At 41.2% G+C, this 17,226-nt stretch carries 8 protein-coding genes and 1 pseudogene; 5 read left to right on the plus strand and 4 right to left on the minus strand.

Going from position 1 to position 17,226, the window contains the following annotated elements:
• Position 1: 1 nt before the first annotated feature.
• Positions 2 to 5,593, plus strand: coding sequence for a DEAD/DEAH box helicase (locus tag V7K31_RS24365; protein ID WP_335097431.1), 5,592 nt, complete (start codon positions 2 to 4; stop codon positions 5,591 to 5,593).
• A 239-nt stretch (positions 5,594 to 5,832) separates the two neighbouring features.
• Here V7K31_RS24365 and V7K31_RS24370 read toward each other — a convergent pair whose 3' ends face one another.
• The 3 genes from V7K31_RS24370 to V7K31_RS24380 all read right to left on the minus strand — a co-directional run bounded on the left by V7K31_RS24370 (position 5,833) and on the right by V7K31_RS24380 (position 8,971).
• The gene (locus V7K31_RS24370; RefSeq protein ID WP_335097433.1) at positions 5,833 to 6,336 is read right to left on the minus strand and encodes a TniQ family protein; all 504 of its coding nucleotides are present in this window, start codon (positions 6,334 to 6,336) and stop codon (positions 5,833 to 5,835) included.
• Positions 6,336 to 7,172, minus strand: coding sequence for a TniB family NTP-binding protein (locus tag V7K31_RS24375; RefSeq protein ID WP_335097434.1), 837 nt, complete (start codon positions 7,170 to 7,172; stop codon positions 6,336 to 6,338). The genes V7K31_RS24370 and V7K31_RS24375 overlap by 1 nt, the downstream gene beginning before the upstream one ends.
• A gap of 62 nt (positions 7,173 to 7,234) precedes the next feature.
• Entirely contained in the window at positions 7,235 to 8,971 is a 1,737-nt protein-coding gene (locus V7K31_RS24380; protein WP_335097436.1) for a Mu transposase C-terminal domain-containing protein, read from the minus strand.
• A gap of 1,470 nt (positions 8,972 to 10,441) precedes the next feature.
• Between V7K31_RS24380 and V7K31_RS24385 the strand changes: the two are divergent.
• The 4 genes and pseudogenes from V7K31_RS24385 to V7K31_RS24400 form a co-directional block, all read left to right on the plus strand.
• A pseudogene (locus V7K31_RS24385) lies at positions 10,442 to 11,500 on the plus strand (pentapeptide repeat-containing protein); the annotation flags it as partial.
• A 617-nt stretch (positions 11,501 to 12,117) separates the two neighbouring features.
• Entirely contained in the window at positions 12,118 to 13,635 is a 1,518-nt protein-coding gene (gene crtD, locus V7K31_RS24390) for a C-3',4' desaturase CrtD (RefSeq protein ID WP_335097437.1), read from the plus strand.
• Between the two features lie 205 nt (positions 13,636 to 13,840).
• Positions 13,841 to 14,947 carry a saccharopine dehydrogenase family protein gene (locus tag V7K31_RS24395; protein ID WP_335097438.1) on the plus strand — a complete coding sequence of 369 codons (1,107 nt, stop codon included), beginning with the start codon at positions 13,841 to 13,843 and terminating at the stop codon, positions 14,945 to 14,947.
• Positions 14,948 to 15,225: 278 nt separating this feature from the next.
• On the plus strand, positions 15,226 to 15,615 hold the full coding sequence (locus V7K31_RS24400; protein WP_335097440.1) for a hypothetical protein: 390 nt from the start codon (positions 15,226 to 15,228) through the stop codon (positions 15,613 to 15,615).
• A 187-nt stretch (positions 15,616 to 15,802) separates the two neighbouring features.
• Here the strand turns inward: V7K31_RS24400 and V7K31_RS24405 are convergent, their stop codons facing one another.
• On the minus strand, positions 15,803 to 17,101 hold the full coding sequence (locus tag V7K31_RS24405) for a cation:proton antiporter (RefSeq protein ID WP_335097442.1): 1,299 nt from the start codon (positions 17,099 to 17,101) through the stop codon (positions 15,803 to 15,805).
• Between the last annotated feature and the right edge of the window lie 125 nt (positions 17,102 to 17,226).

Here is a 17,226-nt window from a genome sequence, read left to right on the forward strand (position 1 = left end):
TATGAACGATCCGTTTAAAATTTTTGATTCAATTAGGCAAACCTATCTGCGTTATCTAGAAAGCCCATTCCGGGTTAGATATCAAGCCCTGATGAGTGAACGTAGAGCAATGCTTGACCAAGATGGTCAACTATGGCGAGAACCTCTACTGGAACCGATTGCGCCTTATTTACCTTCAGATTTTACTATTGCCGAAGCCTGTCAATATTTTGAGATTAATTCAGCAGTTGCCAACTTTATTAATGGGGGTTTATTTTCTGCCCAGCGCAAAATTTATAAGCATCAGTTTCAAGCTTGGGAACTATCTCGGCAAGGACGAGCGGTAGTTATTACATCAGGTACAGGTTCGGGAAAAACCGAATGTTACTTAATTCCTATTTTTGCTTATCTAGCCGAAGAAGCACTTGGGCATTTAACCCCAGAATTACCCGCATGGGGTTCCTCAAATGGTACTGCACAAAAATGGTGGAGGCAGCCAAGGCAAGGATGGGTTTCTCAACGACAGAATGAACCTCCAGAAAGACCGTCTGCCGTCCGTGCTTTATTACTTTACCCCCTCAACGCACTTATTGAAGACCAATTAACCCGCATTCGTCGAGCTTGCGATAACCCGCATGTTCAACAGTGGCGGGAGGAAGCCAATATGAATGGAAATCGGTTTTGGTTTGGGCGATATACCGGAGCGACACCTGTAGCGGGATTACGCATGAAAGATGGGCATGTTAATTCTCAAAAGCAGGGAAAGCTCAAAAAACAGCTTTTGGAAATGGATGATGAGTGGTCAGATCAAGTTTCTGATGAGGAACTAATTTACTATTTTCAAAATCCTGATGGTTCTGAAATGTGGTCTCGTTGGGATATGCAGGATAAAGCTCCCGATATCCTAATTACTAACTACAGTATGTTAAATATCATGCTGATGCGTAGTGTTGAAAATGAAATATTTGAACAAACCAAGCAGTGGTTGGAGCAAGATCGGCAGCATCATATTTTCCACCTTGTCATAGATGAACTTCACACATACCGAGGAACACCCGGAACCGAGGTTGGCTATCTTTTGAGGGCTTTACTCAATCGGATTGGCTTAGAGCCGGATTCGCCACAATTACGAATTATTGCCACTAGTGCATCTATTGAGAACGATGAAGAAAGTCTCGATTATCTCGAACAATTTTTTGGACGCGATCGCAATACATTTTCGATTCTTTCCGGGGAACGACAAAATTTCCCTACCTCAGAACATGAGCCAAACCCACTAGAACCTTACAAAGAGACATTTGTAGAAATCGACAACATCCTTAACCAAAGCCAAAATAATAATGAGGATGCGGTTATTGGCCAAGCAGCAACAACGTTAGCAAATGCGCTTCATCTTCCTAACGTAGATGCTCTACCAAAGCAAGTTTTAACTGAGGGATTAAATCACATTCAAGCGTTTGGGGCTGTACAAACCTCAGCCAGCCAATATCCATTGACAGTAAAAGAATTGGCAAAAGCAGTTTTTGGCGATGTATCGTCAAGCGGACAAGCTGCGGCTCGCGGATTAGCTCGAACTATTGTTTTAGCAAGAAACTCGGACAATGAAGCCCTCCTCCCCCTACGTTCGCATTACTTTTTCCATAACGCAGGCAGGATTTGGGCTTGTGTAAATTCTAATTGCTCCGGGCGAACGGGGGTAACTCCACCAGGAGAACAAACACCGCCTGTTGGTAAACTATTCTTAGACCCTAGACCAAGATGCGATTGCTGTAATTCGAGAATTATTGAGCTTCTTTACTGCCAATCATGTGGCGAAGTATTTCTTGGCGGGTTTAAACGTGAAGACTCCGATTCCCCAAATGCTTGGTATTTATCTCCAGATTACCCTTATCTTGAAAACGTTCCAGATAAGGCAGCATCGTTAAGCCGCACCTTCGGAGAATTTTTGGTATTTTGGCCCGCAAACGGAAGACCATTAATAAAACAAACCCATACTCGTATTCCACGATGGCAGTGGCAGGAAAAAAACGAGAATGGTTATGAATGGAGACCTGCGTTACTCGATCATCTGTTAGGACGTTTAACATTACCTGCTTCTCCAAACCCTGCTTCAAGTGGTTCTACTCCTGGCTATGTTTTTATAGCACCAAAAAACGACGCAAACGCTTTTCCATCAAAATGTCCTCATTGTGAAGCTGACTGGCGTGGTAGGCGAGTTAGTTCTTCGATTCGTGACCTTGGTTCTGGTTTTCAACGAGTAGTACAAGTATTATCTGATGCTTTAATGCGGCAGATGTCAGCCGAAATAGGACGGAAGCTGGTTTTATTTTCAGATAGCCGTCAAGATGCTGCCAAACTATCTACAGGTATTAAACGCGATCATTACCTTGATACAGTCCGTCAAATTGCTTACGAAAGGCTTCTGCGTCAAGCACAAGAATCAGAAGCCCAGTATTTGCAGGCTCAGACTCAATATGAGTTAGCTTCGGAGTTATTTAGCTTGCAAAGGCAGATTATACAAGATGCAGCTAATGCTAACACGACACGTTATTCAAAGTTGTGTAATTTATTGCCTCCTGAAATAGTAGGTGTCGTGATTAGCCATGCATCTAGTGGTGGTGTAGGAAATCCACCTCCAGCATTAACATCTCCAATAACTGCTGGAGACTTTATTTCACTTCCATTTAATTTTTTATTAGACGCTGTTAGGGAAGGTTTACTTTCAATTGGTCTGAACCCTGGCGGTTCAAGTCCTTCCTTAGCAAAGTATAAATTTTCCGATAAAAATGAGTGTTCGTGGACTGATTTAATTGATTGGAATTCAACACCAAGAAACTACAAACCGGATTTACAGCCCACACAACGAGATGCAATGAGACAAATTGAAACCGGCTTATTAGAGTCGGTTGTAAAAGCTGTCTTGTTTGCTAGCGGCGCTCGTGATTTCGAGTCCCTCAAACTTGGTTTTTTGTGGATTGAGGATTCTCCACCTTCTAGATTAGAGGAGCAAGTCGCTGCTTCCGTCATCCGGCTTTTAGCACAAAGAAGACGTTGGAATGGCTCAGATTATCCCGGACAACATAACCCTCCTGGTTACATTAATGAGTATCTTGACTGTGTAGCTCAAGTAAGAGGCTACAACCGGGAAGACTTAGAAGAAGCAATCCAAAACATTATTAAACCTGTTTTACTTCAATGGCTAGTTATTCCCCAATCTTTACAGGTTCTTAGTCCACGTCCTAATGAAAATAACCAAATAGATATTTACGCCTGCGGGCAATGCGGACGGATTCACCTACACGCTTCAGGAGGAATCTGTACCAGTTGTAACAGTCCTTTACCGAACATTCCAGGCACTTATAACTTCAGTGATGATTTGGAAGATTGCGATTATTATGAATATTTAGCACGTTCCAACGAACCAATATTTTCGCTTAATTCTGAAGAACTCACAGGTCAAACTGATCCTGGACTTCGACGTGTGCGACAACGCCTTTTCCAAGATGTTTTTAAACCATCCGAACAACCCGATCCTTCTAGGATTAACCTCTTAAGTGTCACAACCACTATGGAGGCAGGAGTTGACATTGGTTCACTTCAAGCGATAGGTATGGCAAATATGCCTCCGATCCGTTTTAACTATCAGCAACGCGTTGGGAGGGCTGGTCGTCGTCGTGGGTTGGGGATGTCTGTTGCTTTAACATTATGCCGTGGGCGTAGTCATGATGATTATTACTTTGAACGCCCCCGACTTATTACTGCCGAACCACCACCAAAACCTTACGTTGACGTTAGGCGTGAAGAAATTGCCAAGCGAGTTGTAAATAAAGAAATTCTCCATCGAGCATTTCAAAATGTCGTTCTTGAATACACAGGAGATAATGTTCACGGTGAATTTGGTAAGATTTTGCAGTGGTTACAACATAGACCAATTATTGAAGAGTGGATACAACATCACCCATCGCAAATTGAAGAAGTCTGTGAAGCAATTTTACGCCGTACTTCAATAAATAAAGCAATAATGGTTGATTATATTTGTAATCACCTACTAGAACACATTGATGTAGTTGTTAATGATTCTACCAACTTCCAACACTTAGCCTTAAGTCAGCGTTTAGCATCGCGTGGCATTCTTCCCATGTTTGGATTTCCCACCCGCACCCGTTACCTGTACCATAAATATCCCAAAACAGAAGCAGGAGAATGGCCTCCAAAAACAGGTGTTTTAGACAGAGAATTGGATATTGCAATTAGTCAATTCGCTCCAGGTGCCCAAACTGTAAAAGATGATATGCTCCTTACCGCAGTAGGAATTATCGATCCCATGCCTTCGGGGAATCAAACCGTATTCCAACCGAATCCCTTGGGACAAGGTATCCGTGTTGGCGTTTGCCGCCAATGTCAAGCTTTAGTCAAGAATCCGTCAGAAGAAGGGGGTTGCCCCTATTGCTCGGCTTCCAGAGATGAAAAGGGATACCGAACGGTTGATATTAGCGAACCACCAGGATTTAATACATGGTGGGCAATTAACGCCGAGTATAATGGAGCTTTTGAATTTACTCCACGGGCACTCAGGACACGTTTGGGTACACTTTCTGAAGAATATAGTTTTGAAACTCGTCAAAACTTTGATATTAGATGTATTCCACAAGCTTGGGTTTATCGGATAAACGATAATAACGGTGAAGATTTTGAATTTTTTAAAGTAGCCGGTCAGAACGTTTGGATTTCTAAAAAAGCATTTAAGCAAGCTTTAGAGGATTTGGCACGAGATGAACGTGATAGGGTTACTGAGCCTGTTCCCGATCCCTATGTCCAGCCGATTGTTAGAGCTTTGGCTGCAATTTCTACAACCGATGTATTAATTGCAGGCATCCCCAATGTCGGTTCTGGACTCAATTTAAATCCAGCACTACCGGAGGTAAGAGCAGCTTGGTACTCATTTGGTTTTCTTATTAGGCGGGCTGCTGCTGTAAGCTTAGATGTTGCAGAATCTGAGCTTGATGTTGGTATTCAACCCTTTACAGACCTTAGCAGCCCTTTTGCCCCACCATCCGCTCGGATATTTCTGTCTGACAGCTTAGAAAATGGAGCGGGTTATAGCTCACATTTAGCCCAGCCAGAACGTTTTGAAAACCTCCTGCATTTTATTCTCGGTGACGAACATTCTTCAAATGAAACTTTTGCTGTTCCATTACTTTCTACCGGACATCAAGATGAATGTTCTACATCTTGCCATCGATGTTTGCGGGAGTTTGGTAATATGGCTTACCACTCCATTTTAGACTGGCGACTTGGTTACGATATGGTGCGACTTGCACTAAATCCAAATGCACAAATTGATTTAAATTATGATTACTGGGTGGATTTGGTATCCAGTACTGCTAATTCCTACTTTTCAGGGCTTAATTTGGAACAAACGACTTTCGGTAGTTTATTAGCAGGTATCGATAGTTTTAACAGTGAAGCCGTAATCCTCATACATCCCCTTTGGGACACAAACCCTGAAAATTTACGACCAGAAATCGTGCAAGCCTACACAGAAGCACAGGAACAAAGCTTAACTCCCAAGGTAAAATCAATTTTTACCGCAATTCGCTTCCCCTATGAATGATGTTTACTTGGTTCGGTGCTAAAGATTGTTTCAGCGATCGCCATTATTAATAGAGGAAAATACCGATAGGGCGATCGCTCTACTTTTGCCTGACACAATAGAAAATAAATTTATGTTTTATAGCTTTTCTTGATTAAACATCCTCGCCTGATTAGCCCAGCGATCCCATCCACAGCGAGGCTGCCGCGCAAACCTTTCCAAGAGAAGGTATCGTTTTGAAAAAATTACAGTAGCCAACTTTAACAACGCTTTTGCCGTTTCGCCATCGTCGCAAATGGTAAAAAATAATGCGGACACTCACCTTGCACCCAATCTGCCGGAATCGGGAAGGATGTCTCGCAGTTAGTGCATTTTGTGAGTAAGCGTAATTGATGGCGATCGCACTTCATTTTCTCCTTAAACTGCCACTCAATTCGGTGACAAGGTACTTCCGCATAACAAGCACCACATAACCGAATTGGTCTGGGTTTCATAGTCACACCCAATGGTTGCAGCATCTCGATTAATCTTTCAACTTTAACTTCCACCACAGCAGCCAACGCTCCTAACTCCTGCTGCGTCGGAAATGGATTTAAATAAAACTTCTCCCAACGCGAAATAACAGCACCAATTCCCGTTAATTTACCTAATTGAGTTGCAGTTAAATAATTTTCCCTACGAAAACGACCTAAAAAATGGCTCAAGCTTTCTCCTTCGAGCGGCTCTACTTGAAAAAATCGGGGTTCTTCCGCAGGTATTTCCATTACTCAAACCACTCCAAAACCTCATCCAAAGTAGCCTTATCAATATTTTTCAAGCCTTTTCTCAAGGATAAAATCGCAGCCCTTCTTAATACCCTATCTACCAAACCAATTTTGCCACTTGTTTTTTGATATAACGGCATTAAAGTTTCACGTTTTGTTAAATTCGATGGCACAGGTAAACACAAAACTTCATCTTCCCAAATTTGTACAAATTCCGGAAATTTCTTTTCTGATACTAATGGTAATCGGTAACATTCTATAAATCTATCGTGAATATATGGCTCTTTTTTAATGAGATTATCCAGACCATCTGTTCCCACAAGAACAATTGAAACGTTCAATAAATCATAAATACGGGCAATTTCACTAAAAGTATTTAACTTCAAAAAATTAGCTTCATCAATAATCAACATCTCAACTTTTGACTCTTTAAGTAGCCCCAGCACTCTCCGCCGCAGGTCTGTCAGTTTTCCGGAAGTCGCATCATATTTCAAACTTTCAAGTATTAAAGTTAGCAACTCTCCAGCCGAACAATCTCCAGGCACTTGCATATACAAGACGGATACAATATCGCGCTTTCCTGTTCTTTTCTGCGGCTTATTCAGCAGTTTATAAACATCACAAGTCACCGACTTACCTGCTCGTGGTGGTGCAACGATTCGACCACATTGTTTAGAAAGGCGCAAACTGTCTAACCAGTCATGGATTTTTTGGATATGGTCAAGTTCGACAACACTAGGAGTAATTAGCCGTTCAATTATCGGTAGTAATTCTTCAGGGATATGGTCATCTCCCCATAAATTCTGTACCCACTTCCGCAAATAATCTTCTGCCATAATCAGTGGTTTCTCAAATATAGAATACGTTCAAAATCGATAAACCAGAAACCTAAATTAGATTAATCATCGTAGTCTTTGCGAAGTTGCTCGTAGTTAAATACTCTGGGGCGACGCTTTTGAGGTTGAGGTGTTTCTTCGACACTTTCTACTGGCTCTTTAGTTTGAAACGGTTTTGTAGAATGCACCTGAGCTTGTTCTTCCTTCTTGCGTTCATTATGGGTTTTTTTCTTTTTCTTAATAAAATTATCTCTGTCTTGCACTTCTGCAAGAATAGATTTATTACTTAATTGCTTGCCTGCACTACGAATTGTTCTACTTGTAGCTTTTGCTTCCTCCAAGGAGATTTGCTCAGTTTCTAAGTCAATCGCATGAGCTTGAGACAGTAGCACTTCCTTACCTGAATCTTGACGGTATACAAAAACAGTTGATATATCTCTGGGGTCATATCGTAGCAACACACTTTCTCCTGCATAAGCTGCCAGGTAATCTCCCCGATACATAATATTTTCAAAGCTTACATATCCGCCTTTGTAAATACTGCGGCGCGTCTTTTTCATCAAACAGATATCTAATTGCCGCTCCTCAATTAAATTTGGTAGCGCAGGTAATCCTGCTTCCCAGCGTTGAAACCGTGTTTGATCTCCACTGCGAGCATCTATTCGCTGATTGTAGTTATCAACGATGTAACGCACTATTAATAGATGTAATTCCCGCAGAGTAATACAAGCTTCTTCCTCTGCTCCTTCTGGACGCACTTGTACATTTGAACCTAGATAACCGTAAAATCCCGACAAAAAATCTGTGTTGATAGTCCCAAATCCACGTTCTTCAATACCACCTTCCGGTGGACGATCGCGTAAATGGCACTCAAAACCAAGTTGAAAAGCAATTTGCTTCAAATGCTCGGAGCGAAAATCCTTCCCGCCATCAGTAAATAGGTTTTCTGGAACCCCGTAAGTTCCCCACTCGCAATGAAGTTTATATTCCGAACTATATTGCTTGCGTAACATCGCATGACGCATAGCTAAAGCGACTACCAAAGAACTAGGTGCATCAAAACCTAAATGAATGCCCATAATACAGCGCGAATAGCTATCTGTAATTTTTGTGAACCAAGGACGTGCCAAAGTTTTACCGTACTGGTCAACTAGCATCACATCCAATTTTGTATGGTCGCATTGCCAAACATGGTTACTATGATGTACATCGAGCGTCTGGCCATCACGAGTTTGATGGGAAACTCTCGATCCACGCCAACCAATATTTCTTACCTTTTGCTTCTGCTCTTTACGTTCAATAATTGGGTTAAGAACCCGATAAACCGTCATGTGGCAGGGATATTTCTCTAAACCTAGCTGTCCGGCTCTAACCTGAACTCGAATTGCGACTTGAGCCGGTGTAATTTTTCTACCGTCTTTGTTACCTTCTTTATAAGTTTTGACAATAAACTCTTGCCAACCACTATCAATCCGATAGCCACCTTTGTCAGAACGTTCGGCTTCAGTAACGCCTGATAATCCCTGTTCTTGATATTTGTTGACGAGTCGCTGTACTGTCCGAACCGTCTTGCCAAGTTTTTCTGCGGCTTGCTTTAATTTAATCCCGTAGGTTTTGCGATCGCATGGCTCAATTAAACTTTGTAATACCTCCATCTTCAGCTTGGCTTCATCTGAGAGTTGGGTAATAATCGTGTTCGTTGGTTCTGCGTCCTCATCCTCCAAAATTTCGTCAAGCTCATCCGAACTACCAAAAGCTATAGATGTGTTACCGTCATCGGAGTTTAGCGTTTCACCCATAAGACAACTCCATTGCTTGAAATTCTGTAAATATCTAAAGCTGCTTCTAATAAAAAGCTGCATCTCACACCCTCAACTTCGGTATTGGGAATGGCACTTAGCTGCCCCAAAGCTCCTCCGAAAAAACTCGTCTCCAAGTGCTGTTCTTGCAACTATAGAGAATGAGGCTTTAGTAGGAGCATGACATAATTAGTATGTGTGTATTATTGCTCAATAAATATAATACTACTTTGTTCCAAAAAACGACATTTAATTTTTTATTAAGCAATTATTTATAGAAAACGACAATTATTTTGTTATGAATTAATCAAAATTTGGAAATTGCTAATTTTGAAAAAACGACAATTAAAATGTTATGAATATAGACAACGACATTTAATTTGTTAAATGCTTTTCAAAGTTAAATGGAAGTAAAAAAAGCTATAATCATTGTGCAGTAAGGATTATAGCCTTCAGATTTTCGGTGACATTAATTTGTTAAGACGACATTTAATTAGTTAACCGACATTTTCTACGTGGTCAAATAATTTGTTGCTCTATATGTGTAATCTTCTACAGCTTCACGTAGGGGAATTTTCAAATACCGGATGAGAATACAATTATCCATTACCTCGATTATGCAAGGTTTTTGCTGATTTCAACGGTGTTGATTGAATTCATTAGACCTGTTGCCTGTTCCAATTAGTACTTGTGTACCTCAGCCTAAGATTACCCTTGTAATCAGAGCAAGGGGTTTTTGGCGCAATTGGTAGTGAGTAGCGATCGCACCCTTCGCACTCTATTTAACTTTGAGAGTAAGTCCTGAAATATTAAGAATTTTAAATAAACTGCTCAATGTCCGATCAGTGGCAGGTCTGAATCCCCCACTGATAGCGTAAAGGGTCTTTTGCTCTCATAGTTAGCACAGCAAAGGATCTCAACACATGGCTAAAACTTTGATTTTTTGCCAAGTAAAAATATTAAGAATTTTAAATAAACTAATCAATATCCAGCATTTATCTTGACAAAAGTAAGTTTCATGTGGTCGTTATCGGTGCGGAAATAGGTGGACTGACTGCTGGAGCATTATTAACTCATAGAGGTTAAGTAAGTGGGTCAAATTAAATACCCTGCCTCCGGCTTCCCTCTCCTTAGTAAGGAGAGGGATTGAGGGTGAGGTTTGATCTTATATTTAATTACGTCTACCTACTTACAGGTCTTAATTTTGGATCAAGTCATCTCAGTTACAGTTGTAGAGTTCAAACCTTCTAAGACCATACACAAACTAAGTGTTAGTGAGTAATGTTGCAAGGTAGACCGCTCCCGTCACAAGATAGACCGCTACAGTTGCGATATTTATAACTACAGCTTAAGTATGGTGATACCAACTTCAATATTGCTGATGACACCTTAGGCATTCAAAGGTAAAGACACGCAGTGATGCACTTCTACCGCGTATTGCATCCAAAATTTGTTTATTTTCTTCATTTTGCCAATATTACTGAAGCAACCTTCCAAGGCGCTTGTTTAGAGCAGGCAAACTTAACTCTAACTCAAGCTGTTGCTACTAATTTCACTAGCAGCCAAATGACAGGTGCTTGCATTGAGGCATGGAATATTGAAAGTACAACTCAGTTAAATAATGTTGATTGTCGCTTTGTTTATCTTCTAGAACACCCCAAGCCTAAAACCGATGACAGGGAACGCCGTCCCAGTAGTGGTAACTTTCAACCAGGAGAATTTACTAAACTATTTGAAGAGGTTTTAAATACTGTTGATTTTATTTTCCGTAATGGCATTGATTGGAAGGCTTTTGTTAATGCCTTTCAAAATGTGCAAAATCAAAATGAAGACACAGAATTAGCCCTACAGAGTATTGAAAATAAAGGCGATGGCGTTGTTGTCGTTAAGGTCGGTGTACATGATGGTGCTGATAAAGAAAAGATTCATAGCGATTTCACACAAAGTTATCAACTGGCATTGCAAGCTGTAGAAGAAAAATATAAAGCACAATTACAAGCTAAAGATGAGCAAATAGTTATCTATCGCCAACAAAGTGGAGAGATGGCAGAGATTGTAAGATTATTAGCGAATAAACCTATTAATGTTCAAGTTGATAATAAAGTAGAGAATAAAAATATGACTAACAGTAATGATGCCAGCCGTAAATTTGAAAATAGCGGAACTTTAAATAATAGCGGCACAATTAATTTAGGTGAAATCAGTGGTACGGTAACAAATACGATCAACGAGTTACCAGCGTCTTCTGAACCTGAGAAGCCGGGAATTAAGGAATTGTTGACCCAATTGCAAGCAGCGATTGAAGCTGATACAAACTTACCTCAAGAAGATAAAGCTGAGGCATTAGAGCAGGTGAAAGCTTTGGCAGAAACAGCGAAAAGTCCCCAAGATGGGGCGATGCAAAAGGTGGCGAAAACGGCTATAAAGATTTTAAAAGGGACGATCGCTAGTTTACCCAGTGCTACAAAGTTGGTTGAACAGTGCAGCAATCTATTGCCGTTGATTTCAACTTTTTTGGGTTTAGGGTAAGGTAGCGTGTCAACTTAAGAGGTTGTACACATAAGTCAAAAAATCCTCTACCCACATTTTTCTCAGAGTGAAATTGTCACGCAGACAGGCAATCCCGCCCAGAACTGAAGTTCAGGGCTGATAGCTGAAGTCCACTCAAGTGGACTAAATGATCAATTCAGTCCACTTGAGTGGACTTCAGCTATGAGACTCGGAATTCATTCCGAGGCCGGATAAAAACGCAGTGCGAGATTTATTAATAAAGATATGGCTGCGGCAAAAGTTGTGTGTACACCGTAGCTTCAAAAGGGGGATTTAGAGGGATCTAGAACTTTTGATACTAACAAGAGGACTTTTCAAACATCCTCTAAAACCCGGCGAATGGAATAGAGCCTCCGGCACGCTGACGCGAACGCGACTATACAAACAAAGCCCAGCGACCTGGGCTAAGAGAATATTAAGGGTTTTTTTAACCCGCGCAGGCGGGTTTTGCCTGTGTAGAAGCGGTTTCTAACCGCCCTTTTATCTACGATGCCTGGGTTGGGCTATTCGGCGTCGCACCCTTGGCACCCCGTTCAACTCAGAGATTAAGATAAAATTAGAAGTAAAAATATTAAGAATATTAAAGAACCTAATCAATGTCCAGCATTTCTCTTGACAAAAGTAACTCTAATGTTGTCGTTATCGGTGCAGGAATAGGTGGACTGACTGCTGGAGCATTATTAGCTCATAGAGGTTACAGCGTCTTAATTTTAGATCAAGCCCTCGTACCAGGCGGCTGTGCTTCGACGTTTAAACGGCAGGGATTTACCTTTGATGTGGGAGCAACTCAGGTGGCGGGGTTGGAACCAGGGGGAATTCACCACCGCATTTTCTCAGAATTGTCAATAGATTTACCGGAAGCAACGCCTTGTGATCCTGCTTGTGCGGTATATTTACCTGGGGAAAGTACACCGATTAATATATGGCGCGACCAAGAGAAATGGCAAGAGGAACGACAAAAACAGTTTCCTGGTAGCGAACCGTTTTGGCAATTGATGGCAACTTTATTTAATGCCAGTTGGGAATTTCAAGGACGCGATCCGGTGCTACCACCACGTAATTTATGGGATTTGTGGCAGTTAACGCAAGCGGTGCGTCCCAGTACATTAATTACCGTACCCTTCACCTTGTTGACGGTAGGAGATGCTTTACGGTTATGTGGACTGGGAAATGACCAACGACTGAGGACTTTTTTAGATTTGCAACTAAAGCTATACTCCCAGGTGGATGCAGAACAGACAGCATTACTTTATGCCGCAACAGCGTTAAGTGTATCCCAACTGCCCCAAGGATTATTTCACCTCCAGGGAAGTATGCAAGTATTAAGCGATCGCCTGGTACAATCTTTAGAGAGAGATGGCGGCAAATTGTTGATGCGCCACACTGTAGAAGAAATAAAAGTAGAAGATGGTAAAGCTACTGCTGTAGTCATTAGAAATCAGAAAACTGGCGAAGTCTGGACAGAACGAGCCGACCACATAGTTAGCAACGTCACCGTGCAAAACTTAGTGCAGTTATTGGGAGAACAAGCGCCATCTGGTTATAAAAACCGCGTGGAAAAACTGCCCCAAGCATCGGGTGCGTTTGTAGTTTATTTGGGTGTAGATGCCAGCGCGATTCCGCTAGGATGTCCACCCCACTTACAATTTTTGTATGATGCTGATGGCCCCATTGGCGAGAATAATTCCCTATTTGTTTCCGTCAGTCATCCTGGAGACGGCCGCGCACCGGAAGGGAAAGCGACAATTATTGCTTCTTCATTTGTCGATCCTGCACAGTGGTGGCAGACTGAAGATTATCAAGGACTAAAAGAAAAGTTTACCCAAGAAGCGATCGCTCGTCTTGCCCAATACTTCTATCTCAAAGCAGAAACGATTATTCATCAAGAAGCCGCAACACCCCGGACTTTTGCTCATTTCACAGCCCGCGATCGCGGTATAGTTGGTGGCATAGGTCAAAGGATTCCTACCTTTGGCCCCTTTGGGTTCGCCAATCGTACACCAATCCAGCATCTGTGGTTAGTTGGTGACTCCACCCATCCCGGCGAAGGTACTGCTGGAGTGAGTTATTCGGCGCTAACGGTAGTCAGGCAAATTGAGGCGCAAAACTTATAGTATTTCCTAATATCATAGCCCCCTCTCGAAGAGCGGGGAGGGGGGTTGGGGGTGGGGTTCTTGTACTTCAGTCAACCGAGAACCGCTATATCAACTACCAATAATTGAAAACTCTTCCTTGATTGGCTGGCAAGTCATACTAGTAACCGATGGCAAACAGGACGGAAAACTGATGAAATAAGGTTAGTATTGCTAATCTGGAGTAATGACAGACAGCGTTTTAATTCTTGGTGGACGGGGGCGGATTGGTAGCAGTGTTGCTCACGATCTAGCTACGCATACGCAGGCACAAATTACGATTACTGGACGTTCTGCGGAGTTTGGGAAGGCTGTTAGCTTGTCTTCGGGAGGACAAGTGCAGTTTTTGGTATTGGACTTGGCAGAAGTTGACAAGTTGCGAGATGCGATCGCAAACTCTAACTTAGTTATCCACTGTGCTGGACCATTTCACTATCGAGATACTAATGTTCTCGAAACCTGTATTTCTCAAGGCGTTAATTATGTAGATGTTAGCGACCATCGTTCCTATACCAGCAAAGCTCTCAATTATCATCAACAAGCTGCTACTGCTGGTGTGACGGCAATTATTAATACTGGGATTTTTCCTGGTATTTCTAATAGCATGGTACGTCAAGGTGTTGAACAATTTGATCAACCAGAAAAGATCCATTTAAGTTATTTGGTTTCGGGTTCTGGTGGTGCTGGTATTACAGTGATGCGGACAACTTTCCTTGGATTGCAATATCCTTTTGAGACTTGGATAGATGGAAAATGGGAGCTAGTCAAGCCTTATAGTGAAAGAGAAGTAGTTGAATTTCCACCTCCCTATGGACGCAAAGGAGTTTACTGGTTTGATATGCCAGAAACCTTTACATTGCCCAAAGCTTTCCCATCAGTAAAAACTGTAATTACTAAGTTTGGCTCGGTTCCAGATTTTTACAATCACCTAACTTGGATTGCGGCACACGTTTTTCCCAAATGGTTAATGCAGCGTCGTTACATGATTGAATTTCTCTCTCATGTCAGCCATTCAATGACAGATGTCACTAATAATTTTAGTGGAATTGGGGTAGCAGTTCGCTCAGAAGTTACAGGGCAAAAAAATGGTGAAACAGCCGTTTATTGTTCAACTGTAGTACATGAAAATACAGCCGTGGCTTCTGGTTGCGGCACAGGTAGTATTGCCCAATTGTTGCTAGAAGGTAAACTCAAGAAACCAGGTGTTTTTGCTGTGGAAGAAGCACTACCAACAAATTTATTTGAAGAGGTAATGCAAAGCCGAGGAATTAAAATTAATCGCAGTTGGTTATAAGAGGATTTCCAACAAATAAATTATCCAATCTTGTCGGGTGTGCAACATGAGCGCCTTTGCCTATGTGTAAGCACGACAATCTGACTATTACAAAAATGTAGGTAAAACTAAATTCTAAAAGGTTCAGATAGCATTAACTGAACTATAGGTAAAAATTAATATACCCTGCGGTAGAAGGAAGAACTGTACCTAAACACTTAGGATGCCTGTGAGCCTTGAATATTGAATGTATTTATACATGACCAAGGCTCATACCAAAAAACTAGGAGATTTTTTCCATGCAAAAAATTCTATTAACTTTAAAGCAAGCGTTACGTTCAAGCTTTTTGGTTCTTGGCTTGATGATTTCCATCAGCTTGTCAGGCTCCTTCATTTTCGTTCAGCCAGCTAGTTATGCAACTACTCTTGAAGAATTAAAGCTAATACCTCCAGAGTATAAACCAAATTCTGAAGAAAAAGTTAATCGTGCTAACGAATATGACCCAGGTGTTGGCGTTCAAGAAGAAAACCGAGAAGAAGCTTATGAGCAAGCAGTAAAAGATTCAAAAAACCTTAATACTATAGAGAAGACTTACGAAAGGAATTTGAAAGCTGAGAGAGAACAAAATCCCCCAGAAAGTTTTGGTGAAAAAGCGAAAGAAGTTATTGAAAAGGTGACAGGTAAATAGGGAATATAGACCTAACCCCCAACCCCTTTCCTAAAAAGAAAGGGGAATAAGAGTCGAAGCCTCTCTACGGTTTGGAGTGAGGTTCAGAAAACTAAATTGTAGGGTGTGTTATGCCAAAGGCCAACGCATCTTAACTTGTTGATGGTGCATTAGGCTAAAGCGATAACACACCCTACAAAAATTGCTTTTACTCAAATTCATCTATTGTGGCGCGAGGGGTAATCTTTCTTTGATTAGCAAGATTGTGTTCATACCACTTCATTAATGGAGTTGAACTAATGCCATGTATAATCACAGAAGCCACAATAGTAGTGTAAGTTATCCAAGCAATTTGTTCGGCTACTTCACCTTTTAAGCCATGACCAAATGCATAGGCAAGATAATATAGAGAACCAACACCGCGAATACCAAACCATCCAAATAACAACCGAGTTCCTGGGTGCAAGGTTCGGCGATGTGATTCTAGAGGACGTTTACCTATTGTGCTAATCCAAACTCCTACAGGTCTGATTATCAAGAATAACAAAATTATCACTATCAAAGATTGCCCAGCATAATTGAGCATTGGCTTTAATAACAATATTGAACCTAATAGTAAAATTGTCCCAACTTCCAGCAGCTTTTCAATTTGCTCAACAAATTCTAATTGTGCTAGCGGTTTTTTAGGATTTCTGTAACTGCGTTGCATAACTAACCCAGCAACAAATACTGCCAGAAATCCATATCCATTCACCATTTCCGTTAAAGAATAAGTTAGTAGAATTGTGCTGATAGCAATAAAATCTTCCATTAATTTATCGGCAGCACGGCGTTTTTGAATTTTTTGTTCAATCCAAACTATAGATTTGGCAACAACAATTCCCATAACAATGCCAACTGCGATCGCCCAAATTAAATCAACCGTAATCCACTGTTTAAACCAGTTGCCCCAGTTGTCATCTTCTAAGGCATGAATGCCAAAATAAACGAAGGGAAAAGCTAAAGCATCATTTAACCCACCTTCAGAAGTTAAACCAAATCTCAACTCATCTTGGTCATTTGTATCGGTCAGTTGTACTTCTGATGCTAATACTGGATCGGTAGGTGCGAGAATTGCTCCTAATAAAATCGCTTCTCCCCAATTCATCCCTAAAAACAATTTACCCACAGCAGCCAGAGCAAAAATTGAAATTGGCATCAGGAATACAATCAATCGCGCTGTAATATCCCAAACCCCCAACTTTAAAGGACGAACAATTCTTAAGCCGCAGCTAAATACAGAAATAATTACTACAAGTTCTGTTATTTTCTCCAGCAGTTCGGCGTTGAAAACTTCATCTTGACGTAATTGAACAAGTTTTAAGCCGTAAGGGCCTAGAAATATACCAACTAGTAGATAGATAAGGGCAAAAGAAAGAGGTAGGCGAGCAATCCAACCTGACCCTAATGTGACCATCAGCAAAAGTAGACCAATCACAAATAGGTCAATAATATAGGTATCTACCATATAGCGATTTATATAAAAATTAGGCGTTGCTTTGTAAGCTTAGTTGCAATAGCTTTTTATTATAAATAACCTATGGGCAGATTTTTTGGAATTGGGGATTGGAGATTCGCTATCAAATTCGAGAA

It is taken from the genome of Nostoc sp. (assembly GCF_036917675.1).
Taxonomy (GTDB): domain Bacteria; phylum Cyanobacteriota; class Cyanobacteriia; order Cyanobacteriales; family Nostocaceae; genus Nostoc.

Coding starts and splice junctions, on each gene's coding strand:
- V7K31_RS24365 (WP_335097431.1), top strand. CDS start 2: ATGAACGATCCGTTTAAAATTTTTGATTCAATTAGGCAAACCTATCTG.
- V7K31_RS24370 (WP_335097433.1), bottom strand. CDS start 6,336: ATGGAAATACCTGCGGAAGAACCCCGATTTTTTCAAGTAGAGCCGCTC.
- V7K31_RS24375 (WP_335097434.1), bottom strand. CDS start 7,172: ATGGCAGAAGATTATTTGCGGAAGTGGGTACAGAATTTATGGGGAGAT.
- V7K31_RS24380 (WP_335097436.1), bottom strand. CDS start 8,971: ATGGGTGAAACGCTAAACTCCGATGACGGTAACACATCTATAGCTTTT.
- crtD (WP_335097437.1), top strand. CDS start 12,118: ATGTCCAGCATTTCTCTTGACAAAAGTAACTCTAATGTTGTCGTTATC.
- V7K31_RS24395 (WP_335097438.1), top strand. CDS start 13,841: ATGACAGACAGCGTTTTAATTCTTGGTGGACGGGGGCGGATTGGTAGC.
- V7K31_RS24400 (WP_335097440.1), top strand. CDS start 15,226: ATGCAAAAAATTCTATTAACTTTAAAGCAAGCGTTACGTTCAAGCTTT.
- V7K31_RS24405 (WP_335097442.1), bottom strand. CDS start 17,101: ATGGTAGATACCTATATTATTGACCTATTTGTGATTGGTCTACTTTTG.